26 protein-coding genes and 1 pseudogene are annotated in these 23,240 nt (G+C 57.5%); 11 read left to right on the top strand and 16 right to left on the bottom strand.

What is annotated here, in order from left to right; genetic code table 11:
- The first annotated feature begins 19 nt into the window (after nucleotides 1–19).
- Together Q7U39_08365 and Q7U39_08360 are read left to right on the top strand one after the other, a co-directional pair.
- Nucleotides 20–1,783, top strand: a complete 1,764-nt coding sequence (locus tag Q7U39_08365) for a DEAD/DEAH box helicase (protein MDO9117956.1) — start codon at nucleotides 20–22, stop codon at nucleotides 1,781–1,783.
- Between the two features lie 268 nt (nucleotides 1,784–2,051).
- On the top strand, nucleotides 2,052–2,177 hold the full coding sequence (locus Q7U39_08360) for a hypothetical protein (GenBank protein ID MDO9117955.1): 126 nt from the start codon (nucleotides 2,052–2,054) through the stop codon (nucleotides 2,175–2,177).
- A gap of 90 nt (nucleotides 2,178–2,267) precedes the next feature.
- Here Q7U39_08360 and Q7U39_08355 read toward each other — a convergent pair whose 3' ends face one another.
- The 3 genes from Q7U39_08355 to Q7U39_08345 all read right to left on the bottom strand — a co-directional run bounded on the left by Q7U39_08355 (nucleotide 2,268) and on the right by Q7U39_08345 (nucleotide 4,407).
- Nucleotides 2,268–2,585 carry a hypothetical protein gene (locus Q7U39_08355; protein ID MDO9117954.1) on the bottom strand — a complete coding sequence of 106 codons (318 nt, stop codon included), beginning with the start codon at nucleotides 2,583–2,585 and terminating at the stop codon, nucleotides 2,268–2,270.
- A 106-nt stretch (nucleotides 2,586–2,691) separates the two neighbouring features.
- Nucleotides 2,692–3,897: a hypothetical protein gene (locus Q7U39_08350; protein ID MDO9117953.1), complete on the bottom strand. Its 1,206-nt coding sequence runs from the start codon at nucleotides 3,895–3,897 to the stop codon at nucleotides 2,692–2,694.
- A 180-nt stretch (nucleotides 3,898–4,077) separates the two neighbouring features.
- Nucleotides 4,078–4,407: a hypothetical protein gene (locus Q7U39_08345; protein ID MDO9117952.1), complete on the bottom strand. Its 330-nt coding sequence runs from the start codon at nucleotides 4,405–4,407 to the stop codon at nucleotides 4,078–4,080.
- A gap of 168 nt (nucleotides 4,408–4,575) precedes the next feature.
- Between Q7U39_08345 and Q7U39_08340 the strand changes: the two genes are divergently transcribed.
- The 3 genes from Q7U39_08340 to Q7U39_08330 are packed head-to-tail and all read left to right on the top strand — an operon-like array spanning nucleotide 4,576 to nucleotide 7,056.
- Nucleotides 4,576–5,415, top strand: a complete 840-nt coding sequence (locus Q7U39_08340; GenBank protein ID MDO9117951.1) for an aldo/keto reductase — start codon at nucleotides 4,576–4,578, stop codon at nucleotides 5,413–5,415.
- Nucleotides 5,415–5,795: a DUF488 family protein gene (locus Q7U39_08335; protein MDO9117950.1), complete on the top strand. Its 381-nt coding sequence runs from the start codon at nucleotides 5,415–5,417 to the stop codon at nucleotides 5,793–5,795. The genes Q7U39_08340 and Q7U39_08335 overlap by 1 nt, the downstream gene beginning before the upstream one ends.
- 40 nt (nucleotides 5,796–5,835) lie before the next feature.
- The gene (locus Q7U39_08330; protein ID MDO9117949.1) at nucleotides 5,836–7,056 is read left to right on the top strand and encodes a TIGR03862 family flavoprotein; all 1,221 of its coding nucleotides are present in this window, start codon (nucleotides 5,836–5,838) and stop codon (nucleotides 7,054–7,056) included.
- On the opposite strand, the gene Q7U39_08325 is transcribed toward Q7U39_08330, so the two are convergent.
- Nucleotides 7,053–7,439, bottom strand: a complete 387-nt coding sequence (locus Q7U39_08325) for a hypothetical protein (GenBank protein ID MDO9117948.1) — start codon at nucleotides 7,437–7,439, stop codon at nucleotides 7,053–7,055. The genes Q7U39_08330 and Q7U39_08325 overlap by 4 nt on opposite strands.
- A 102-nt stretch (nucleotides 7,440–7,541) precedes the next feature.
- Nucleotides 7,542–8,243: a hypothetical protein gene (locus tag Q7U39_08320; protein ID MDO9117947.1), complete on the bottom strand. Its 702-nt coding sequence runs from the start codon at nucleotides 8,241–8,243 to the stop codon at nucleotides 7,542–7,544.
- A gap of 209 nt (nucleotides 8,244–8,452) precedes the next feature.
- On the opposite strand from Q7U39_08320, the gene Q7U39_08315 reads away from it, so the two are divergent.
- Nucleotides 8,453–9,046, top strand: coding sequence for a hypothetical protein (locus Q7U39_08315; GenBank protein ID MDO9117946.1), 594 nt, complete (start codon nucleotides 8,453–8,455; stop codon nucleotides 9,044–9,046).
- Nucleotides 9,047–9,191: 145 nt separating this feature from the next.
- Here the strand turns inward: Q7U39_08315 and Q7U39_08310 are convergent, their stop codons facing one another.
- The 5 genes from Q7U39_08310 to Q7U39_08290 form a co-directional block, all read right to left on the bottom strand.
- Nucleotides 9,192–10,157: an acetyl-CoA carboxylase carboxyltransferase subunit alpha gene (locus tag Q7U39_08310; protein MDO9117945.1), complete on the bottom strand. Its 966-nt coding sequence runs from the start codon at nucleotides 10,155–10,157 to the stop codon at nucleotides 9,192–9,194.
- A gap of 55 nt (nucleotides 10,158–10,212) precedes the next feature.
- Nucleotides 10,213–13,674: a DNA polymerase III subunit alpha gene (gene dnaE, locus Q7U39_08305; GenBank protein ID MDO9117944.1), complete on the bottom strand. Its 3,462-nt coding sequence runs from the start codon at nucleotides 13,672–13,674 to the stop codon at nucleotides 10,213–10,215.
- 128 nt (nucleotides 13,675–13,802) lie between these two features.
- Entirely contained in the window at nucleotides 13,803–14,231 is a 429-nt protein-coding gene (locus Q7U39_08300; protein ID MDO9117943.1) for a putative toxin-antitoxin system toxin component, PIN family, read from the bottom strand.
- Nucleotides 14,224–14,523, bottom strand: a complete 300-nt coding sequence (locus tag Q7U39_08295) for a hypothetical protein (protein MDO9117942.1) — start codon at nucleotides 14,521–14,523, stop codon at nucleotides 14,224–14,226. Before Q7U39_08295 ends, Q7U39_08300 begins: the two co-directional genes overlap by 8 nt.
- Before the next feature lie 31 nt (nucleotides 14,524–14,554).
- Nucleotides 14,555–14,698, bottom strand: a complete 144-nt coding sequence (locus Q7U39_08290; protein ID MDO9117941.1) for a PHP domain-containing protein — start codon at nucleotides 14,696–14,698, stop codon at nucleotides 14,555–14,557.
- 187 nt (nucleotides 14,699–14,885) lie between these two features.
- Between Q7U39_08290 and Q7U39_08285 the strand changes: the two genes are divergently transcribed.
- Both Q7U39_08285 and Q7U39_08280 read left to right on the top strand, forming a co-directional pair.
- Nucleotides 14,886–15,170, top strand: a complete 285-nt coding sequence (locus tag Q7U39_08285) for a BrnT family toxin (GenBank protein ID MDO9117940.1) — start codon at nucleotides 14,886–14,888, stop codon at nucleotides 15,168–15,170.
- Nucleotides 15,171–15,174: 4 nt separating this feature from the next.
- On the top strand, nucleotides 15,175–15,393 hold the full coding sequence (locus Q7U39_08280; protein MDO9117939.1) for a hypothetical protein: 219 nt from the start codon (nucleotides 15,175–15,177) through the stop codon (nucleotides 15,391–15,393).
- A gap of 162 nt (nucleotides 15,394–15,555) precedes the next feature.
- Here Q7U39_08280 and Q7U39_08275 read toward each other — a convergent pair whose 3' ends face one another.
- Entirely contained in the window at nucleotides 15,556–16,317 is a 762-nt protein-coding gene (locus tag Q7U39_08275; GenBank protein MDO9117938.1) for a hypothetical protein, read from the bottom strand.
- Nucleotides 16,318–16,687: 370 nt separating this feature from the next.
- Between Q7U39_08275 and Q7U39_08270 the strand changes: the two genes are divergently transcribed.
- Complete coding sequence (locus Q7U39_08270) at nucleotides 16,688–17,101, top strand: hypothetical protein (GenBank protein MDO9117937.1); 414 nt, start codon at nucleotides 16,688–16,690, stop codon at nucleotides 17,099–17,101.
- A 46-nt stretch (nucleotides 17,102–17,147) separates the two neighbouring features.
- Here the strand turns inward: Q7U39_08270 and Q7U39_08265 are convergent, their stop codons facing one another.
- On the bottom strand, nucleotides 17,148–17,417 hold the full coding sequence (locus Q7U39_08265; protein MDO9117936.1) for a hypothetical protein: 270 nt from the start codon (nucleotides 17,415–17,417) through the stop codon (nucleotides 17,148–17,150).
- Between the two features lie 612 nt (nucleotides 17,418–18,029).
- Here Q7U39_08265 and Q7U39_08260 point away from each other — a divergent pair.
- Nucleotides 18,030–18,311 carry a type II toxin-antitoxin system RelE/ParE family toxin gene (locus Q7U39_08260; protein ID MDO9117935.1) on the top strand — a complete coding sequence of 94 codons (282 nt, stop codon included), beginning with the start codon at nucleotides 18,030–18,032 and terminating at the stop codon, nucleotides 18,309–18,311.
- A gap of 13 nt (nucleotides 18,312–18,324) precedes the next feature.
- Nucleotides 18,325–18,639, top strand: coding sequence for a HigA family addiction module antitoxin (locus Q7U39_08255; GenBank protein ID MDO9117934.1), 315 nt, complete (start codon nucleotides 18,325–18,327; stop codon nucleotides 18,637–18,639).
- Nucleotides 18,640–18,834: 195 nt separating this feature from the next.
- Here Q7U39_08255 and Q7U39_08250 read toward each other — a convergent pair.
- The 4 genes and pseudogenes from Q7U39_08250 to Q7U39_08235 all read right to left on the bottom strand — a co-directional run bounded on the left by Q7U39_08250 (nucleotide 18,835) and on the right by Q7U39_08235 (nucleotide 22,096).
- A pseudogene (locus Q7U39_08250) lies at nucleotides 18,835–19,945 on the bottom strand (IS3 family transposase).
- A 224-nt stretch (nucleotides 19,946–20,169) separates the two neighbouring features.
- The gene (locus tag Q7U39_08245) at nucleotides 20,170–20,400 is read right to left on the bottom strand and encodes a YgiT-type zinc finger protein (protein ID MDO9117933.1); all 231 of its coding nucleotides are present in this window, start codon (nucleotides 20,398–20,400) and stop codon (nucleotides 20,170–20,172) included.
- 2 nt (nucleotides 20,401–20,402) lie between these two features.
- Entirely contained in the window at nucleotides 20,403–20,711 is a 309-nt protein-coding gene (locus Q7U39_08240) for a DUF4258 domain-containing protein (GenBank protein ID MDO9117932.1), read from the bottom strand.
- A gap of 386 nt (nucleotides 20,712–21,097) precedes the next feature.
- Entirely contained in the window at nucleotides 21,098–22,096 is a 999-nt protein-coding gene (locus tag Q7U39_08235) for a putative Ig domain-containing protein (protein MDO9117931.1), read from the bottom strand.
- Between the last annotated feature and the right edge of the window lie 1,144 nt (nucleotides 22,097–23,240).

Genomic DNA, 23,240 nt, shown 5'->3' with positions numbered 1-23,240 from the left:
AAGGTGCCGCCTAGGCTATATGAAATCCGATCACACTGAACCGTCCACCGCCCCCTCCGTTCATGGCTTTTCTCCCGGTTTTGCCGCACTTGGCCTCGAAGGCTCGTTGCTGGCGACGCTGGATACGCTGGGGTACGAAGAGCCCACGCCGATTCAGCGGGAGTCGATCCCTCCGTTGCTGGCAGGCCGCGATCTGTTGGGGCAGGCGGCCACCGGGACCGGGAAGACCGCCTCGTTTGCCTTGCCGATGTTGCAACGGCTGGCCCATGGCGCGAAGCAGCGCCCGGCGGCGCTGATCCTGGTGCCCACGCGTGAGTTGGCGATTCAGGTCGGTGAAGCGGTGCAGCGGTACGGCAAGGAGCTGCGGATTTCAGTACTGGCGGTGTACGGCGGGCAGGCGATCGGGCCGCAATTGTATGCGCTGAAGCGCGGTGTGGACGTTGTGGTGGCGACGCCCGGCCGGGCGCTCGACCACATTCGACGGAACACGCTGCAGCTGAAGCACGTGCAGATGGTGGTGTTGGACGAAGCGGATGAAATGCTGGATATGGGCTTTGCCGACGATCTGGAGGCAATTCTCACACAAACACCGGCGGATCGGCAGACGGCCCTGTTCTCGGCCACGATGCCGCCGCGCATCGCGTCGATTGCCCATCGGCACTTGAAGAATCCGGTCGAGATCAAGATCGCCAAGGAATTGGTCAAAGCCGGCGCCGCGCCGCGCGTGCTGCAAACGGCGTATGTGGTGAATCGTCCTTACAAAGTGGCGGCCCTGATACGGGTGCTGGATCTGGCGGCTCCGAAGTCGGCGCTGGTTTTCTGCCGGACCCGGTTGGAGGTCGATGAATTGACGGCCGGCCTGGCGGGACGGGATTATCGTGCTGAAGCCATTCATGGCGGCATGAGCCAGCCGCAACGGGACCGCGTTATGACCGCGTTTAAGTCCGGGCAAACGCAAATTCTGGTGGCCACGGATGTCGCGGCGCGCGGCTTGGATATTCCGAGCGTCTCCCATGTGGTGAATTATGACTTGCCGTCTTCTCCCGAAGTGTACGTGCATCGGATCGGCCGTACCGGCCGGGCCGGTCGTGAAGGGGAGGCGATTACTATCGTCGAACCGCGCGAACACCGGTTGCTTCGGAATATCGAACAGTTGACCAAGGCGAAAATTATTGTCGCCCAAGTGCCCAGCGTGGCCGATCTGCGGACCAAGCGGATCGAGCGGACGTTGACGTCGATTCGAGAGCTGCTAGCCGCAGGCGATGTGGAGCATTTCCGGTCTGTCGTGACGGTATTGGCCAAAGATTTTGAATTGGTCGATGTGGCGGCGGCAGCGGTAAAGCTGGCGCATCAGGCGCAGGGCGGGGATGTCGAAGAGCAGGAGATTCCTTCCGTGCAAGCCAGAGTGCCGGACTATTCCCGTCCGGACTATGCGCGACCGGGGATGCGGCGTCCGTCGCCGATGTCCGGCGAGATGTCGCGCGGTATCCGGCCTCGCGAGGCGCAGGGGCGGCCGAGCGCCAGACCGACCGGCGGTCGGACGCCGAACTCTGCCCGGATCTACATCGGGGCCGGCCGTGCCGCGGGCATCAGGCCGGGCGATTTGGTGGGCGCGATTGCGAACGAAGCCAAGCTGGGGTCCGCTCAGATCGGCGGCGTTGAAATCGAAGAACGCTTTTCGCTCGTGGAAGTTCCGGAATCCATGGCACGCGACGTGATCGACGCGTTGGGCCGCACCAGGATTAAGGGACAGAAGGTCACGGTCAGGCTGTTCCGCGACTAGCAGTCTGTTGATAAAGTCCGCCAGCGACGTTTTCGCCTCGACAGCATCCTCAACGTAGCCCAGAGGCTACGCCTCCGGTGCTGTCCTCGTCTGCGGCCTTGCTGAATGCCTTTCTGAACAGCCTGCCATGGCTCTCAAAGAGTCTATGATGGCTCCCCTCAAAAGGGGGGGGGTGGGGTTTGTTGATCTGTCCATGTGGGCCCCTCTTTCGGGGACTACCGTGTCGCCGACAAGTGAGATAGGGTACGTCTCAACAGGAGGCGTTCCCATGACAGACCTTGAAGAAGCCAGTTTTGTGATGAGTCTGTTGGCGTTAGCCGGGATTGCGATCATGGCGGATCGCCCGCTGGAAGCCGCCTGTGAGCGTGTGTTGGAGTGGTTCAAGCCTCGCTAGTATCTTCCCTCCGATCTTTCCCACCTATCTGTAATCTGGCGGCAGCATGGTGGTGCGGAAGGCCGTCAGAATGTCAGTTGTCCGTTCAGGCTAGGATTCCAGGCGATCGATGATGTATTGAGCTGGGGTTGGGGCAGATTCGTCCGGGGGCACGACTTTGGATGGCGGGATGTCGGCTTGCAGCCGTTTGAGCAGGCGAGGCACCTTCAGCGAAGCGGGAATCTCACAGGTCCACACGTGCATACCCGATGAAGCCTCATCGGCGTGTCTAAGCACCCGGAAGCCCGGGTATTCCATAAAATAGGCCGATAAGAATCCTGAGATCGCCTGGATCACCCAGGGGTTGGCCTGGCTGTAGCGGGGTGTGACTCTCAGTTCGACGACGGGAAGGGTCTCTTCGCTATCCATAGTCTTTGTGCTCCGCTTCGGTATGTGCGCCGCACTCTATCAATTCCACCGGCGGTTTGAAACAGCGAGTGCGAGCCTATCCCGGCGATCGGGCTCTCTGTCCTGGTCAGAAATACTGGGTGATGCCGATCTGGAGCAGTGTATTGTGATTCGGCGAGAACAGATGGGCCACATCCACTCGTAGGAGTGTGTTGGAGAGAAAGGTGGGGATGATGCGTATTCCGGTCCCCACACTCACGGTTCCCTTCCAATGTTGGAGCCTCCCTTCTTCAGTGAATGATCGAAATGTGCCGAAGTCGGAAAATAGGACGCCTTGTACAGCCCAGCGGGGCGCCACGGAAATGGCATGCCGGAGTTCCAGGTTGGTATAGGCTTGCGCGCGGTTGCGGTAGAGATTATCGGACAGTCCCCGCACGCCGGTGATACTGCCGATCAGGAGGCTGTGATTCGGGTTACCACTATTGTTCACGGCTTCAGCAACGCTGTTGAGCATCAGCACAGTGGTTGATCCCAGGGGGATGCCGTGCAGGTAGCGCACCTTGGCTTCGTGGCGCTGCTGATTGGCGCCGAACAAAAAGCCGGGTCGAAGCTCCAGCGCGATGCGGTACCCGCTGGGCACCAGATCGTGCCAGTGGTACTGATCCCATGTCAGTTCAGGGATCAGGCCGACATAATACCCATCGGGCGGTCGGCGATCTGCTTTCAGGTCCTCGACTAGCTCACGGTATACTTTGAGGACCACCTCATACCGCAACGGCGTGCGATAGTCGTACGGCCCTTTGAGCTCCAATTCGGTGCCGATCCGATTCCGCGTCCAGGTGGACGTCGAATCGGCAAATCGGATGCCATTTACGTTGTACGAGCCCTTGATTTCTTTGGCCCATCGATTCGGCTCGAAGGCATGTTGTGAGAGCCATAGGTCGACGTTCGGCCCGCGTTGGCTGTAGTTGAACTGCCCGCCGAGTTGCGTGCCTGTGCCGAACAGGTTGTATTCCACCAGACCGACGGTTGCATTCAGATCCTTCACGCTGCTGCCGCTGGTGAAGTTCAGGATCGGTGCCAGGGTGATCTTCTCCTGGGCGTCTACGGACAGCGTGGGGCCGTCCCGCGTTACCTGGACGCGATCAAAGAGGCTCAGGTTGCGCACACGTCGTTCAAACTCCTCAACTTCCGTTCCGGTGAATTCGGCTGGCAGGGGCCGGGGCAGCAGCCGGAGAATGGTCTCCTGTTTTGTATGGATCAATCCTTCGATATGAACCGCATCGATCGAGGCGGTTTCACCTTCCGCAATGCCTTGTGCAGCTAGGACCACACTGAATACTGCCAGGTGGTTTAGCGTAACGATGAGAGCCAGAGCGAGAAATATCTGAGCGCGAATATCTATGAAACGTGAAAGGATGCACGCATGCCGCATCACAGGCCTCCGTTGGTAATAAGAGAAGCCCCCGTCGATCAACAGGACGAGCGTAGGGCGTGGAGACGCTGGATGAGTCTAGATGCGAAGAGGGATGGAAAATGAGACAGGGCTACTTCTGGGCGGTGGATGATGGGAAGAGGCGGTTTTAAGAGCGGCGTTATCTGGCGCTGTGATGGCAAGAGTGGTCGCATGGAAGTCAGTTGCCGGGGCTGAGGTGAGGGTGTCCGTTGGTGAGTGGTCTGCTCGCTCGGATGGCATGAGCAGGTGTTCGGCGGCATTATCCGGTTCTTCCGCTGAAGCATCGGCATTGGACGTCACGTCCGGCGTTTCAAACACCAGATCAACGACCAGATCTCCCGTGGTCCACAGGCAAGTAAGGAGCGCGAGCCAGCCGATGATGAGCATATGAGGCATAACCCGTCGATACATGAGGGAAAGTATAGCAGAAGCCGAAGAGGGACGCCCCCCATGAAAAGCGGTAGTCGGATTGGATAGTCAATTACTTGGTAAGGGCTCGATCCCGCTGGACAGGGAGGGGTGGTTTCCGTCAGCATGCGCCCAGGAGGCTATTTCATGACTTTGATGGCATATAACGGTATCTCGATTCCTTCCTTCATGTACGGCACGGCCTGGAAGAAAGAGGCGACGAGCCAGTTGGTGCAACTCGCTGTGGCGTCAGGCTTTACGGCAATCGACACGGCGAATCAGCTCATCCACTATCAGGAAGCCCTGGTTGGGGACGCGTTACTTAATCTGGCCACGCAGGGGTTTAAACGGGAGTCGCTGTTTCTTCAGACCAAGTTTACCTCGGTTGACGGGCAGGACCATCGGACGCCCTATGAGGCGAGTGCGGATCTTACAACACAGGTCAATCAGTCCTTTCAGAGTTCCTTGTCGCATCTCCACACCGACTATCTCGACTCCTATGTTCTGCATGGGCCTTATTCCAGGCGGGGATTGGGCGCGGCTGATTGGGAAGTCTGGGCGGCGATCGAGGCTTTCTACGATTCCGGCAAGGCTAAAATGATCGGTGTCAGCAATGTGTCGGCTGAACAGCTCTCGCTCTTATGCGCCAAGGCCAGGCATAAGCCGATGGTCGTGCAGAATCGCTGCTATGCTGCTTTCGGCTGGGACAAGGAAGTGCGGGATCTGTGTCGGGCGAACCAGATCATGTATCAAGGCTTCTCGCTCCTCACGGCGAATCGCGAGGTTTTTACGGAGCCTGATGTGCGCGCAATGGCGGTGAAGTACGGGGCCGGGCTCGCTCAGATTGTCTTCCGATTCGCCATGCAGATCGGGATGCTGCCCTTGACGGGGACCACGAATCCCGAACATATGAAGGAAGATCTGGCAGCGGATCAATTCACGTTGACGGCGGAAGAGGTGCAGCGGATTGAAACGATCGGATTGTAATGGCCGCGACCCTGGTCAGGATCAAGCGCATCTACGAGCCGGCGATGAAGGGCGATGGGTATCGGATTCTGGTGGATCGGCTGTGGCCGCGGAGTGTCTCGAAAGTCGCGGCACGCATTGATCTGTGGATGCGAGACATTGCCCCGTCCACGATCTTGCGGCGCTGGTTCAATCATGATCCGGTCAAGTGGGAAGAGTTTTGCAAGCGGTATCGGATCGAATTAAGGGAACAGCAGCCACTGCTCGACGCGGTCCGGCAGCAGGCGAAGGAAGGACCTGTCACGCTGGTGTATTCTGCCCGGGACGAACGATTCAATCAGGCGGTGGCGCTCCAACTGGTGTTGAAACAATCAATCACACGAAAGCGAAGCACGACATGAGGATGTGGCAGTTTGATGGGAACGGATCGCGGTGGGCCCGATGAAGATCGCGATTATCGGAGGTGGTCCGGCAGGCCTGATGGCGGCGGAGAGTGCGAGCGCAGCGGGAGCGCAGGTGGACTTGTATGACGCCATGCCGTCGGTCGGGCGCAAATTCTTGCTGGCCGGGAAGGGTGGACTGAATCTCACGCATTCCGAGCCGGTCGAGAAAATGCTGTCGCGGTATGGGATGCGGCGGACTCAGATCGCTCCGCTCCTGGCCGGCTTTGGACCGGAGGCCCTGCGCGCCTGGGTCAAGGGACTGGGGATTGAGACATTTGTAGGATCGTCCGGTCGGGTGTTTCCGAAAGATATGAAGTCGGCTCCGTTGTTGCGGGCCTGGCTGCGGCGACTCCGTCAGGCCGGCGTTCGCTTTCATGTGCGGCATCGCTGGCATGGATGGGATGCGCAAGGCGCGCTGCAGTTTGACTCTCCCGAGGGGAAGCAGCTCGTTCGTGCCGACGCGGTGATCCTCGCGCTCGGCGGAGGGAGTTGGCCGCAGCTGGGTTCGGATGCGGCCTGGGTGCCATGGCTCGCTCAGCGCGGCGTCTCGGTGAGTCCGTTGCGCCCGGCTAACTGCGGGTTCGATATTGCCTGGACGGAAATTTTCAAGAAGAAGTTCGCCGGCCATCCGGTGAAGTCTGTGGCGTTGAAAATTCAGACGCCGGCGGGCGGAGAAAAGTGGCAGCAAGGCGAATTCGTCGTGACCTCGACGGGCGTAGAGGGGGGCGTGATCTACTCGATGTCCGCACTGCTCCGTGATGAACTTGCCACCAAGGGATTCGCCGTCTTGCGGCTGGATTTGGCGCCTGACCGTGATCTCTCCAGTTTAACGAACGATCTTGCCAAGCCCCGCGGGAAAAAAACCATGGCGACGCATCTGGAGCGCCGGCTCGGCATGACCGGAGTAAAGGTCGGCCTTTTGCGTGAGGTCGTGTCGAAAGAAGACTTTGCCGATCCGGCGAAACTGGCCGCCGCGATCAAGTCGCTGTCGTTGAAACTGATTGCGACCAGGCCGCTGGCGGAGTCGATCAGTTCGGCCGGTGGCGTTATTTTTGAGGCGGTCGATGCCAGATTGATGTTGCGCGAGGTGCCGGGGGTCTTTTGCGCTGGAGAGATGCTGGATTGGGAGGCCCCGACGGGCGGGTATCTGCTCACGGCCTGCTTTGCCAGCGGCCGCGCAGCCGGCGCAGGAGCGGTGGCCTGGTTCACGCCCCGTTAATCCGGTCGATTCACAAAGACCTCGACGATGCCGCCCTGGGGTGCCAGTCCGATGGCGACGCGGCCTTGAAAGGCCTGATGGGTCCAGTTTCTTCCGTCGAGGCTGGACCATTCCTTATAGAGGTAGAGGCTCTGGGTCAGTTGGATGCGGGTGGTGGCTTCTCCCGGATTGACGATGAGGGGGCCTTTCACCGTCATCTGAACTGGGATGGTCTTGCCTCCGGGAATATGGAGAATGTAGTTTTTATCGACCGGCTCCGGTTGTCCGATTTCAACGACAGGTATTCGCTTCAGCAGATCCTCCGGCGGGCCTTGCATGCCGGCACAACCAGTCAGCAGCATCACACAGAGGGTTGCCAACCATCCTTTTGTTTGGCGATTCACGGGCGATCTCCATGGTTAGTTATTGCTTCTTGCGCAAGGAAAATACTCCGGCCTGCGGCGGAAGGGTACGACAGGGATTGTGCAGGGCCGGACTGCTACCGCCTAGTTGAAGATCCAACTCCATATACTGGATACCCTGTTCTTGATCCAATCGGTCCAAGACTCGTCCGCCTGATCTGGTTCCACCTTAGCCGGACGAGGCGCGGTCGCCGGCTTCACAGGAGCGGTCGGCGCGGCTTGTGCCGTCTGTTGCGGCGGCAAGGCCGGATTGATCGGTGTGATCGAGGGAGCAACCGGCGTCACGGTCGGTTGGGTCTGCGCGCTCGTTGCCGGTGTGATCGGGGTGAGCAGCGCGCGTGATTCCTCCATCTCCTGTTTGTGCTGCGTGACCATCGCCTGCAATGAGACGCCCTCCTGCTTCGCGTCTGCCATCTCTCGTGCGAGCAGACGGCTTTGGTTCACAAGGGTTGCCACCTGTGTTTGGAGAGCGGCGAGCTTCTCTTCCGCGCGTTTTCTGAAAACCGGCAGCGCGTCCTCTTCCCGCTGGATGGCCGCGCGCAGCTCGGTGGCGGCGGCATCTTCCTGCCGATTCGCGGCCTTCAGCGCCGCAATGCGCTGATTCAACTCGGTGATGTCGGTGCGCGTCGCATCCAGGGTGCGGGTCAGTTCATTCGTTTCGTCTTTGGCTTTGTCATAAGTTTGCTGGCTGACACAGCCGACTCCCGTAAGCAAGGCGCTGGTGAGGAGGCAGAGGCTGAGTGGGCACAGGCGCGTCGATAGCGGCAAGGCAGTGGGGCTTTTCATGGAATTCTGTCCTCGTTGGTGGACCGACGTCAATCTACGGTGCGTGGACATATCGTCGGTCTGGTGAGTAGCTGTACGTACTGTCTCAAATGCGATGGATTCTGACAATAGAAGGTCGGATTTGCGCTGGTCAATAGATCGAGGCAACCTGTGCGTCCTCTAGGTCTCTTGGACATTAAAAAGCGGCTCGCGTACTATGACGGTCGATTATGTCACCGTTACACGATCACGCTGAGCCGTTCCGCTTGCCGCCTGAGTGCGAATCATCCCTGTTGGAGCGATTTCTTAAAGCCGAGGCCATGGCTCTTTGGGCTGTGCGAGCGGCGCAATTGCGCGATGTGCCGGCGAATGTTCTGGCCTTCCTCAAACAGCACGAGGCAGACGAGGAAGAGCACCTACAGCATTTTGAAACACTCGTAGGGTATCAGTCGTGGGGACGTGAAGTGCTGCCGACGGTGCCGCAGCAGTGGTCGTCGCTCGCGGTGTTGTTGTTCGGATATGAAGCCCTCGGGCTGGAGTTTGCCAAGCTGCTGGTCGGCCTCCGGCCGGACATGCAGTCCATCGTGGATGACGAAGAAACGCATGTCGCGTTCTTTGAGCATGAGATTCGAAAGCTGCTTGCCGGGAAGGGGGTCGAGGCCGATCAGGCGCGGATCTCGGCGAGAGCCTGGTGGAAAAAACTGCCGCGGACGATTGAGCGGTACCTACAAGATCCCAGTCTGGATGCCTGCCGAGGGGAGGTGGCCTCAACCATGCAGGCGGCGATTCAACGGCGATTCATGGATGCGGGCTTGCTGCGCTAGCAGGCTGTTGAAAACGCCCGCCAGCGGCGTTCTCACTTCACGCAGAGACTCAACGTACCGAAGCGTACGCCTCGCCTCTGCGCTCGCTGCGGCCTTGCTGGACGGTCTTTTTGAACAGCCTGTGGAGAATTAGGAGGGCCGGGAGCTAGGCCTGCGCGACGAGTCCTTCAACGGCGCCCATCTTGCGAAATTTGAGATCGCGCTGGTTCAGGAGTTCATTGTGCGGGAGATCGAGCAGTTGAAAGAGTTGATTGGTGAGGGCTTTCGCAACCCGGTCGCAGACGGCTTTGGGTTCACGGTGCGCTCCGCCTAAGGGCTCGGGAACGATCTCATCGATCACGCCAAGCCCCATCAGGTCCTGGGCCGTAATCTTAAGGGCCATGGCCGCATCCGGGACCTTGGCGGGGTTGTCCCAGAGAATGGCCGCACAGCCTTCAGGAGAAATCACCGAATAGACCGAATGTTCCAGCATGAGGACGCGGTCTGACACTCCCAGCGCCAGCGCGCCTCCGCTGCCGCCTTCGCCGATCACAACGGACAGAATCGGGACTTTGAGCCGCGACATCACCAGAAGATTGCGGGCGATGGCTTCCGCCTGTCCGCGCTCTTCCGCGCCGATGCCGGGGTAGGCTCCCGGAGTATCGATGAACGTAATGATGGGATGGCCGAACTTTTCCGCCAAGCGCATCAGCCGCAAGGCTTTCCGATAGCCTTCTGGATTGGGCATGCCGAAGTTTCGCTGCATGCGCTCCTTCAGCGTCTTGCCCTTCTGGTGTCCGATGATCATGACCGTACGGTCGTTGAACTTGGCAAATCCTCCGACGATGGCCCGGTCGTCTCCGAAGGAGCGATCCCCATGGAGTTCCAAAAATCCGCGGCTGAGTTCGCTGATGTAATCGAGTGTGCTGGGACGCTGGGGGTGGCGGGCCAGTTGGGTCCGTTGCCAGGGGGTCAATGTGCTATAGAGCTGGGTCTCGACCTGCGCAAGTTTTCCGCGCAACTTCCGGATTTCTTCCTGCGTGGAGGCTTTACCTGAATTGGCCGCCGCTAACTTTTCGATCTTTTCTTCGATCTCGCGGACCGGCTTTTCAAACTCGAGATAGTCGCGCATGGAGCTCGGTTTTCCAGGGTGAATCCTTATGGAGGCATACCCCCAATTACGTACACTAAGATAGCAAAGACAGGGCCCCTTTGCCTAGCACTTCTTCAACGTCTGCCACAAAATATTCGCTGGGGGAAATCGTGTGGTTCGGCAGGGGGACGGTATCGGCTTCCAGGGCGTTCCCCATCGAGAACGTCAGTGAAACCGTCGTGTTGCCGGGGTAACGCGTGAAAATATCGCGCAGTTTCGGAAGTTGGTCGGTGGTCTCCGATGGATCCGACAGTCTGATCTGGACGCGCTTGATGGATTGCGTTTGTACATCGGCCAGCGGCTCGATCTTTACACCCCGAAGCTTGGTGCCTTTGTCTCCGCGGTCGATGGTGCCGGTGATGCGCACCAGCCGCTCCGGGGCAATCAGCTCGCCGGCTGTTTTGAAGAGATCCGGGAAGGCAATGACTTCGACGGTCCCGTGCAGATCTTCGACGTTCAGATAGGCCATCCGATCGCCTTTTTTGGTGATCATCGATTTGACCGACGCGATGATGCCGCAGATCCGGACTTCTTTCCCGTCGGACACGTCCGAGAGTCCGACGGTCGTGGCCGTCGAGAGGGCTTTGAGTGTCGCTTCATACCGGGTGAGTGGATGGGCGGTAATATAGAATCCCGTCAATTCCCGCTCATATTTTAATCGTAGCGCTTGATCCCATTCGGCGATCGCCGGAAGCGGCGGCGTGGCCAGCGTGGCGGAGGTATCGGGGCCGCTGTGCTCGTCGCCGAAAATGCTGGTTTGTCCGAGGTCGCGCTCGCGCTGTGCGGCGGCGCCGTCTTCCACGGCTTGATCCATCACGGCCATGAGCTGCGCCCGTTTCGCGGCGGTGGAATCGAAGGCGCCGGTTTTGATCAGGCCTTCCAGCATGCGCTTGTTCACTTTGTGGAGGTCGACGCGTCGGCAGAAATCGAAGAAGGATTTGAACGGACCGGTCTCTGCCCGTATGGCGAGGACGGATTCAACGGCTCCTTCGCCCACGTTCTTGATCGCCGCCATGCCGAACCGGATGGCGCGGTCGATGACCGTAAAGTTCTTGCCGCTCTCGTTAATATCCGGCCCCAGTACCTTGATGCCGAGGTCGCGGCATTCGGTGAAGTAGCCGACGATCTTATCCTGGTTGCCCATGTCCGTGGTCATGAGTGCGGCCATAAACTCAGTCGGGTAGTGCGCTTTGAGGTAGCCGGTGTGATAGCAAACCACGGCATAGGCCGCCGCGTGCGACTTGTTGAACCCGTACCCGGCGAACTTTTGAATCAGTTCGTAGAGCTTCTCCGCCTTCTTCTCGGCGATCTTGTTGTTCTTCGCGCCCTCCAGGAATTTGACGCGCAGCTTCTCCATCTCCTCCGGCTTCTTCTTACCCATAGCACGGCGGAGAATGTCGGCTTGTCCCAGCGAGAAGCCGGCGATCTTGTTGGCGATCGCCATGACCTGTTCCTGATAGACGATGACCCCGTAGGTGTCCTTCAGGATCGGCTCAAGTTCGGGCGTCTCATAGGTAATTGGGACTTTGCCCTGCTTGCGCTTGATGAAGTCGGGGATCAGATCCATCGGGCCGGGGCGGTAGAGCGCGATGATGGCGATGATGTCCTCAAACCGGTCCGGCCGGAAGCCGGTGAGCAGATCGCGCATCCCGGAACTTTCCAATTGGAAGATCCCGGTGGTCTTGCCGGAGGAGAGAAGCTCGAATGTTTTCACGTCATCGAACGGGAGCTGTTCCACCGCGAGCGGCGGTTGGTCAGGATGCGTTTCGTTGATGAGAATTTCAGCCCGGTGGATCATGGTCAGGGTCTTGAGACCGAGGAAGTCGAATTTGACCAGGCCGATCTTTTCGACGTCGCCCATCGTGTATTGCGTCACGATTTCGTCGTTGGCCCCCTTGTAGAGGGGCACATGGTCGGTCAGCGGGCCTTCGGAGATGACGACGCCGGCGGCGTGCGTCGAGGCATGCCGCGCCAGCCCTTCCAGCGATTGGGCGACTTTCATCAGCTCGGCGATTCGGGCGTCGGTGTTGACCAGCTCCGTGAGCTTTGGCTCCATCTCAAGGGCCTGTTGCAGCGTCATGTTGAGCTGGTTGGGGATTAGCTTGGCGACCTTGTCGGCTTCGGCATAGGGAATTTCAAGCACGCGGCCGACATCGCGGATCGCGGCTTTCGCGCCGAGTGTCCCGAACGTGATGATCTGCGCGACGTGATCTTTGCCGTACTTGTCGACGACGTAGTTGATCACCTCGCCACGGCGATCCATGCAGAAGTCCATGTCGATATCGGGGAGGGACACACGTTCCGGATTCAGAAAGCGCTCGAAGAGCAGACTGTAGACGAGCGGATCCAAATCGGTGATACGCAGGGCATAGGCGACGAGACTGCCCGCCGCCGATCCGCGTCCCGGCCCGACGGGAATGCCGCGTGAGCGGGCGAAGCGAATAATGTCCCAGACGATCAGGAAGTAGCCGGCAAAGCCCATGGAGCAAATGACCATCAGCTCTTCGCGCAGTCGCAACTCATAGGCGGCCGGCAGGATCGTGCTGGGGCGTTCTTTCAGCCGGGCCTTGAGTCCTTCGATGGCCAGATGTTCCACGTAGGATTCGCGCGTATAGCCTTCCGGGACTTTGTATTGCGGCAGGTGCGTCTTGTTGAGGACGAGCTCCAGGTCGCAGTTGTCGGCGATGCGGCAGGTGTTCGTGACGGCGCCGGGGAACTCGGCAAAGGCCGGCGTAATTTCTTCTGTCGATTTGACGTAGAGCTGGTCGGTGTCGAACTTCATCCGGTTCGGGTCGCTGAGGGTCTTGCCGGTTTGGAGGCAGAGCATCAGTTCGTGCGGATGGGAATCCTCTTTTTTGAGGTAGTGGCAGTCGTTGGTGCCTGCCATCGGGATGTTCATCTTCTTGTGGATTTCGACCAGGCCGGCATTGGCGATGCGCTGGTGATCGAGGCCGTTGGCCTGCACTTCGAGGTAGAAGTGTTCCTTCCCGAAGATCTCTTGAAATTCGCCCGCCACGGCCATGGCGCCGTCCATGTCTTTCTGGCCGATGAGGTAGGGAATCTCACCGCTAAGGCAGCCTGACAGAGCAATTAACCCTTCATGATGCTCCTTGAGAAGCTCCTTATCCATCCGAGGCTTATAGTAGAACCCTTCAAGGTATGCTTTACTAGAAAGCTTGATGAGATTCTGGTAGCCGGTCAGGTTACGAGCCAGGAGAATCAGATGGTAATAATCGTTATGGGCGAGCCCGCTGTCTTTCTTCGCGTGGCGGCTGCCGAGCGCCATATAGGCTTCGCATCCGATGATGGGTTTGATTCCCGCATCCTTGGCTTTGCGATAGAACTCGATCGCGCCGAACATGTTGCCATGGTCGGTCATGGCCACGGCCGGTTGGCCAAATGATTTGATCTGCTGCACGAGCGGCTCGATCTGATTCGCGCCGTCGAGGAGGCTGAATTGGGTGTGCAGATGGAGATGGACGAAGGACGAAGCCATGGCCGGATTCTAGGAGGGCGGGGAAGGGGAAGTCAAACGAGGGGTGGGGACGCACGGTGACGCAGTATGACCGCAATGGTTAGGATGCATGATTCTGCGAAAAATCGTATGTCGTAAGCGGCAATGGTCTATGTGGACGAAATAAGGAGTTGGAGAAACATAGATGGACGAACAATCTTTATCCCTTCAAAGGATTGCAGATGGAGAAGGTCGAGATCGCCGGTGACAATATAGTCTGCTTCGCCCGCCAAGGCGCAGGCCAGCACTTGAAGGTCGTCTGGGTCACGGAGGAGTGCTGACGTAACGTCCGGTGCCGTGACAACCAAGGCGGCGCTGGTGAATAAGGTGACGAAGTCGCGAATGTCTGAGAGCGAAAGGCGGTAGAGGTCTTTCAGATGCGGGCGAGAGAGGGCTTCTCGCAATTCGAGAAGCAGCGGTTGACTGGTAACCACATCGAAGTGTCCAGCCCGCCATGACTGTAATACCTTTGCCGGAGTCCCGCGAGGGGTGATGAGAGCGCTGATGAGAATGTTGGTATCGAGGACGGCCCTAGGCACTACGCTTCCTGTGGCTGGAAGAAGGCGTGTCTCGAACAGCCTTTACGGCTTGAGTAGCATCACGATAGGCCTGTCGAGGCGGCTTTGTGCGGTTTTTTGCCCATACCCGGTCGAGCACTCTGAAGAGTCGATCACGTTTCGTCGTCAGCGTTTGGTATCGATCAAAATCAATCATCGCGACGACGGGTTTCCCATGCTGTTCAACGATGACTGTATCCTTCTTGCCGGAGACCCGCCCAACCAGCTCGGTAAAGGCATCCTTGGCTCGCTTGTCGCTCAATGTTTTGATCATGCAACAATTTTAGTCGGCAGGTAGGGCGAAGTCAAACCAGTGGGGGATAGTCGGTCATGGCCACGGCCGGCTGACCGAAGGACTTGATCTGCTGCACGAGCGGCGCGATCTGATTCGCGCCGTCGAGGAGGCTGAACTGGGTATGCAGATGGAGATGAACGAAGGAGGAAGCCATGGCCGGATTCTAGGAGGGCGGGGAAGGGGAAGTCAAACGAGGGGGCAGCGAGCGAGATGCCCTCTCCCGACTCAAATGAAACAGAAGAGTCGGTAAGTGCGTTCGATGAAACGAGGAGGCGAGTCTTCCTTTGGGCGCGAGTGCGGGGGATGTTGAATGAACTATTGATGATATGTACAATGTGCATATGAGCGATTTGCGATTCGAATGGGATGAACCAAAGGCGAAGCAAAATATTCGGAAGCACGGCGTGTCGTTTGAAGAAGCCCAGACAGTGTTCGGGGATGATCATGCCATTCGATTCTACGATCCGGACCATTCGGAGGACAAGGACCGGTTCATCATGCTTGGCGTCAGTTTCAAGCTTCGAATCCTGGTCGTCTGCCACTGTTATCAAGAAAGCGACTTCGTGATTCGTATCATTTCAGCGAGGAAAGCCACTCGACAGGAATCAGCACACTACCGGAGGTGACCAGATGAGAGCGCAGTACGACTTCTCGAAGATGAAAGGGGTGCGAAACCCGTACAGTTCAAAATTAAAACAGCCGATCACTATTCGTTTGGATAAAACGACGGTGGCGTATTTCAAGGGGATCGCGACCGACCTCGGTATGCCGTATCAGAACCTGATCAACCTGTATTTGCGGGACTGTGCCGTCCATCACAAGAAGCTCGAGTTGAAGTGGGCGTCCTAAGAGTGGGGAAGGGCGCAGCAACAGATCACTTCTCAGAGGTCTGGGCGGCTGAACTCGGGAACGATTCGACCGATCCGGGGTGTCTTGAGCAGGGTCTCGGCAGATTCACGACCTCATTCATCCACAGTCAGCAACACTTCCGCAACAATTCCCGCAACACCTTTAGAATGTGATGATCGATAAGAAGTGCGTCTGTTGTGCTTGGAATCTGCGAATGGTGATGGAGACGGGGGTCACATGCCCAGCGGTATCTACGCGGTAGGTCGAAATGAATTCCTGCTCGTCATGGTGCTCGCTTCTGTTGTATTCAGTAAACGTCACCAACAGTGTGTTGGGTCTGTCACTCTCCACACTGTACGCGACGGTCACCAGCCCTAGGGTGGAGCGGTCTCCTCGGTATCCGCCCTCGGTATCCCATTGGATGCCACTCCGCACGTCTCCAGTGTCACCCGCTTGAATGGTCTGAGTGTAGGTGTGCGGGGCAAAAACGACGAACGCTTCATAGAATTGTCCAGGGGTCGCGAGTTTCGTCATGACGATAGTGTAGGTGTCTTTGAGATACTCCACTTGTGTACCGTTGGATCCGGTGTGCGTTTTAATGACGCGCCACGTCTCAGGGCACGGCGGCGATTGGGCGTTGGTGCAAAATGAGGAGCTGATTCCTGCTGTGGCGCTTGCGCGGCCTGTGCTTGTGTCATACCCCACGATAGCGCCAGGACCGAAGGGGGTCATGGCAAACCGTGCCACCTCAATCGTGATGGGCAAGTCATACCCTGTGTGAACAAAATTCTCAAAGGCGTTCTGCACATCGATAACGGGGCCAGCGATCGGTGTGGCTGGCCCTGGTACGGTAACGGGCTGGGATTCTCCGCCACCCCCACAACTCGCGAGCACAAGTCCAATAAACAGTATGAGCGGTAGCATGGGGGTCTCCTCTGGTGTGGGATACGGTATTGGGTATCATGAGGGTGGAAACCACGCTATACCCCTTACGAGGTAGGTGTTACGTAAGCGACAATATACGTGAAGTGCGAGCTGTCGCCGTTCCTTGTCCGTGCATGCTTAGGCGACCGACCCGTCTTTGCCGCGGCGCCATCTTCACCAATACGCGCAATCTGTCGTTGCCAGCATCCGCTGTTGCGAAGTGCCGCCGTAGTTCAGGAGCGATGACCACGGCGAGAGCGTCTTTCAGAACGCGATAGGCGTGTCGTCCTCCGACGGGCTTGCCCCAATCGTATCGCTCTAACGCGTCTTCCGTCGGAATCGGCTTACGATGCGCCGAAGTCGTTTTCCTATGTTCTTCTTCATCTCGCTGCAGCTAACCGCCGATGTCCCAAGGTTCCCGCCGGACGAGCGCGAGGAAATCTCGCGATCCATGCACGATTCGCAGAATGAGAATCTCGTTGTCCTGAACGAGACAGACGATGCGGTACTCTTTGAAGAGCACTTCTCAGAGGTCTGGGCGGCTGAACTCGGGAACGATTCGACCGATCCGGGGTGTCTTGAGCAGGGTCTCGGAAGATTTAACAGCACGATCAACGAATGTGATCGCGAGGCTGGTTTATCTGCTGCGCGGGGCTCTGTCCGGCCTCCGTGTTCATCGATCAAAACCAACGAGATAGACTCAACAGACCAGATGAACCAGGCTTTCGCCACGAATGGGACATTGCATTTTCTCGTGGCCCACATAAGTCAATGCTCAGGCTAGACCCCAATCGCGCGCATAGTATGGCGTGTGCAGCCCTGGGGCCAGCTTATGCGACCTCTCGCCGTTTCCCTGTCCGTGCATGCTTAGGCGGACTACCCGTCTTTGCCAGCGTCGCCATCTTTAGCAACACGCGCAATCCGTCGTTGACTGCATCCGCTGTTGCGAAGTGCCGCCGTAGTTCGGGAGCGATGACCACGGCGAGGGCGCCTTTCGGAAAGCGCTGGGCGTGTCGTCCTCTGACGGCCTTGCCCCAATCGTATCGCTCTAAAGCGTCTTCTGGCGGAATTGGCTTACGATGCGTCGAGGTCTTTTTCATATTTTCTCCTTTGGATGGGCGAGGCTTTTCGGGCGCTGATTAACCGAATGCGGTCTCCTCGCTCTTCATACACGACGAATAGTATTCGGCCGCGCGCCGAATGGCCAATCAATACAAACCGTCTCGGTATATATCGGTCGGGCGCATCAATCGCTAGTGGATCTGCGAAAGCCGTGAGGGCTTCCTCAAAGGGCACGTCATGTTTGAGGCGGTTTGCGAGCGCCTTCGTCTCATCCCATTCAAAATCCCCATAGTGTCGAGTTGTCACGGCTCAGAATATTACCACAGCCGGCAGACCCATTCCGAGGGCGGTACAGGTGTTACCTGTGCGGTGGGTCTCCTCAAAAGCGGAAGTGGCGGGTCCGTCTAATTGAGCGCCGTCGAGGAGGCTGAACTGGGTATGCAGATGGAGATGGACGAAGGACGAAGCCATGGCCGGATTCTCGGAGGGCGGGGAAGGGAAAGTCAGAAGAGTAGAAGGGAGCGCAACGACACCACTTGACCGTGGAGATTTATCGAGGTGTAACGTCAAGCGATGCCCCATCGTTTTCTACTGGCGTTCAGGCAAGAGCCCAGGTTGACAGGTGTCACGTATGGCGTTACACTTTCCGCGTGATCAAGACCTTTGCCGACAGGCGTACGAGAGAGCTGTACGAAAGCGGTAAGTCGAAGCGCTTTCCTCCGGGAATCTGGGAGCGGGCAGTGCGTAAGTTGGAATATCTAGATCTCGTGACGAGCGTAACTGAGCTGTCTGTACTTCCGAGCAATCGACTTCACAAATTGGAACGAGACCGGGTCGGGCAGTATTCGATCTCCATCAACGCCCAATGGCGAGTGTGTTTTCGATTTGAAGATGGCGATGCGTACGAGGTTGAGATAGCCGATTATCATTGATGAGAGGTGTACGATGAGCATCCCCAACAAGCGACAGCGTAAAGTCCGGCCCACGCATCCTGGGGTGATGCTGCGGGAGGATTTCTTGCCGGAGTATGGCTTGACCGTATCCAGCTTTGCCAAATCTCTTCGGGTGTCTCGCCAGACGGTGAATGAGTTGCTGCGGGAACGGCGTGCAGTGAGTCCTGAGATGGCGTTGCGACTCTCTCGCTTATTCGGCAACAGCCCTGAATTCTGGTTGAATGCACAGCGTGCGGTGGACTTGTGGGAGGCTGCGCGGAACATCAAGGGTACGATCAATCACATCTCCCCGCTGACCGCTGCTTAGGCTGAGGCTGGTAGGACGAAAGTAATACAAGGCTAAGCGGTTCGGTCCCTACTCACGCCTCATTGTTCTTCTTCCAGGTCTCGATATTCTGCGAGAAAATCCATTCACTATTTGTCTAGATATAACGACGGTGGCGTATTTCAAGGGGATCGCGACCGACCTCGGCATGCCGTATCAGTGACCTTCCCCCATTTGTTACACCACGGCCAACGAAGTTAACTCCTGTGCTGCTTGGGGCCGGTTTTGATGATTGTGAATGAATTCCATGGGTGTCAGATCCCCGATGGCACTGTGCGTCCGCTCTTCATTGTACTCTCGTCGCCAGGCTTCAATCACGAGTTGCGCTTCCTGCAACGTCAGAAACCAGTGCTCGTTGAGACATTCATCCCGAAACTTGCCGTTGAAGCTCTCGATAAACGCGTTCTGCACCGGTTTTCCTGGCTGAATAAAGTGCAGCTGCACGCCGTGCTGCACCGCCCAGGCATCCAAGGCCGTTCCGGCGAATTCGGGCCCGTTGTCCAGAATCAAGGTCTCTGGCAGCGGGCGTGTCAGAAACAGCCGATCCAGGATCCGGCACACCCGCGCCCCACCAATCGACACGTCCACCTCAATCACCGGCACTTCTTTTGAGCAAAGATCGGTCATCGTCAAACACTTGAACCGCCGGCCATTGGCCAGCCGGTCATGGACAAAGTCCATGGCATAACAACGTCCTGGTTGCGTGGGCTTGGGCAAGGCGACCCGGGGCACCGCCGCCGCCGAAGCGAGAGCCCTTCGTCACGATAATAGAGCCGCTCCACCTTCTTGTGATTCACCGGCCAGCCTTCCCGTCGCAACCGGACATAGATCCGGGGACACCCATACCGCCGCTTGCTCTCGGCGATTTCCCGGATTCGCGTCCGCAGGGCCGCATCCTCCTGACGCCGACGACAATACCGGAGCGTGTTCCGATCGAGCGTGAGTAACCGGCACACTCGTCGCTGACTGAGCCCAAAGCGTTCGGCCATCCACTGGGCCGCCGTTCGTTTCGCCTTGGGCGCTACCAGTTTTTTGCGGTGATCGCCTTCAGCGCTTGGATGTCGAGCGCTTGCTCCGCCACCAGCTGTTTCAGCCGACGGTTTTCATCTTCCAGCTGGCGCAGCTTCTTCACGTCGCTGACTTCAAGCCCCGCATACTTGGTCCGCCACTTATAAAAGGTGGCATCCGAGATGCCGTGCTTGCGGCAGAGCTCTTGAACCCCGATGCCCGCCTGGGCATCCTTGAGCACTGCGATGATCTGTTCCTCCGTGTGCCGTTTCCGAGTCATGGGCCCCTCCTGTGGGCCCCATCTCAGCACAGGTGCACTTCCAAGCCAATGGTCTAGTTTTCGGGGGGAAGGTCATCAGAACCTGATCAACCTGTATTTGCGGGACTGTGCTGTCCATCACAAGAAGCTTGAGTTGAAGTGGGCGTCCTAAGGGCGGGGAAGGGGGAGTCAAACGAGTAGAAGAGGGCGCGGCAACATAACCTGGCCGTGGGTAACCCTAAGGGTTAGCGGTAGGCGAACACGTCCATCTGAATAGACTTAAAGGGTTTCGCTTCCCCATGCACCATGCGCCGAACTCGCTCGGTGGCGTCGCGGCTGAAAACAGCTTCGCCGCAATGGAGGCAGACCGTCGCAGGAATTTCCTCAACGCGCACGGGCTTGCCCTCGATATCAAAGACCTCGCTCACCAGTTCTTGACGACTTTCGCTCTTGCCGCACACATGACAGCGAAACATAGCTACCTCCGTCTGGTGAAATCATACCACTCTGCGGGGTCCGGCTCATAGATCGTAATGATCTTCAACAGATCTGAATCAACGTGTGAGGCCTGAATATGCAACGGACGACCTGTGATCGTGAATCCGAGTAGCAGGCTGCTGGGCGCATATTTGTCGTCGGGATAATCCTCGATGATGCTGGCTTGTGCCCCGGCCTGTCGGATTTCGGCGTCGCTGATATTTCGCTCGATGGCGCGCTTAAACGCATGGCGGCTGAACTCGAATTCACCAGCAGCGAATTGTCGACGAATGTCATCCAGCGTTTTCATGGAATGGGGTAGCGGGACTATAGCGGAAGCCGTTGTTCAGTACAACGCGAAGGGGTAAGCGCCGAGGTTTGCGAGGGGGGGAGGTACGGTGATTGATGGGAGTCTAAAGCAAGTAGAATGTTGGGAAAGGCAAGTGACGCTTTCCGAGCAACGACCCCATGGTGGCTTCTCCAGTCTGCGGATCTGTCAGTCTCTCGTGTTCATCGAGCCAACCAAATGAGACTGACTCAACAGACCAGATAAATCAGGCTCCCGTCACGCACTATGCAAGGGGTGTTCTCTTTTCCCGTGGTCCTCATAAGTCAATACTCAGGCCTGTCAATCATCTACTCTGGACGGATTCTCGGAGGGCGGGGAAAGTGAAGTCAAACGAGGCGCGGGGGTGGCTAGTTTCTTACGCGAATCGTGATCGATCGCGAAGTGGTGCGATTGGTCGGCAATGTAGAATCGCGAACGGTGTATGTTCGGGTGATTGTGGCTGTGGCTGTCGGCGTACCGGTAAGTATTCCGGTGGCGGCATCAAGCTGGAGCCACGTAGGCAGAGCGGGAGAGACCGACCAGGTATAGGGAGGGGTACCGCCTGAAGCTAGGAGTGTCTGGCGATACAACGTGTTTACATTTGCGTCTGGAAGTGTGGAGCCTGCGGGAAATGTGATTGCTAACGTGGGCACCGTAAGATTGATCGTCAAGCTAAGCTGCTTGTTGTTCGTCAGATTGAAGGGCACGGTCGAGTCAAGGACGGTAAATGTATAGGTGGCAGTACCGTTTGTGCCCGCCTGAGGAGTGCCGCTGATCGAGCCGGATGACACAAGATTCAGCTGCAATCCATTTGGGAGCGCAGGGTTCACGGACCAGGTGTAGGGCGGCGTGCCGCCGCTCGCTTGCAAGATCGTGTTGGGAGGATAGATCTGATTCACTGTTCCTGACGGAAGTGACGTGGTGGTGATCGTCGGAGGGACCGGTGCCGAATTAATCGTTAACAGCAAGGGCTTCTGTATGGTCTGGTTCGGTGCGGAAGAGTCTCTCAAGCTAAACGTATATGTGATCGAACTCTCTGCGACTGGTGTGCCGGTAATTGCTCCTGTTGCAGTATCGAGCTGGAGGTTGGCAGGCAACGCAGGTGTCACGGACCAGTTATAGGGTGTCGTTCCGCCGGATCCTCCCAACGTCCATGCGTAGGGCTGACTGACCGTTCCATCAGGTAAAGAATCGGTCGTGATCGTTAGCGCGCCTGGTCCTGGTGCAGGGACGGGAGCCGTAGAGACGTCGCCGCAGGACACGGCTCCGATCGCAAGGAGGAGCATCAGGCCAAGAGTCCACAGATTCGCAAGGGCGCTCTTTGTGTTGCTCATCACGCTGGGTTTCGTCAGGGTTAATATCCGCACGACGATCTCTTCGAAATTCTGGCAATAAAATCCGACAGCATTCCGAGCAAGTGTCGGCTGATGGCCGGTTTTCGCTCGGTCGAAAATATTTATGGATCATACAGGAAAAGCTCTGAGGTTGTCTGCCCTACGAAGGGGGAGGTGTGAGGGAGAAGCAGAGCTTTGTCGCGAGGAGCCTGGCGTGATGAAAACGAACAATCGTGCGCCCTCAAGCCTTTTGGCTTGAAGGCGCACGATCATGTCACTGATGGGATTGTCATGGGTCAATCGTGATCGACAAGAGCGGTGGCGTTGAGTCGGTTTGTAGCAAAGTGTCAGTAGCCTGCGGCGTAAAGTCAAATGTTCCCGCTACGGACGGCGTGCCGGAAATTTCACCGGCGGTAGAGAGAGTCAGACCCGTTGGGAGTGCGCCGGAAAGAACGCTCCATGTTAGTGCTCCTGTGCCACCTGTGGCTGTCAGGGTTCGGCTGTATGGCACGATTCCATTCACAAGCCCATTGGGGAGGTCTGCATTTGTAGTCGTAATATTTGGCGGTATCGGTGCGGCGTTGATTGTGATCGACAATTGCTTGGTTGCCGCTACTCCATTGTTATCCTGGACTCGATAGGTTCTCGTGAAGGGGCTTCCAACATCGGTTGTAGGTATTCCGCTAATCACACCACCTGAACTCAAGGTTAGGCCAGGCGCGGCTATGTTAGGTGCTCCAGTGCCAGTGATTGACCATGTGTAAGGCGGTGTGCCTCCCGAAGCAGTCAATGGCGAGGTGCTATAGGATGTACCGACAGTGCCTGAATCAAGTGAGCTCGTGCCAATTGTGAGCGCTGCATTAACAGTTAAAGTATATTGCCTGGTGCCAGTCTGATTGAATGGAACAGTGGAATCATTGACGGTGAAGGTGACAGGCTGAGACCCGCTACTTGTCGGCATTCCAGAAATCGTGGCAGTTGCTGCATTAAACGACAAGCCGAACGGCAATCCCACTGGTTGAAAAGCCAGCGGCGGTGCGCCTCCACTGGCTGAAAGCGTCGTTGCAGGGTAGTCTACGTTCACTGTTCCTGTTGGGAGCGAGGCAGGAGAGTTTATCGTCGGTGCTGGTGGAGCCGTGATGGCAATGGTGAATTGCTTCGTGGCAGTGAACAAGGC

The organism is Nitrospira sp. (assembly GCA_030653545.1).
GTDB lineage: Bacteria > Nitrospirota > Nitrospiria > Nitrospirales > Nitrospiraceae > Nitrospira_D.
The sequence above is the reverse complement of the archived record's forward strand: the minus strand, read 5'-3'. Positions and strand labels throughout refer to the sequence as shown.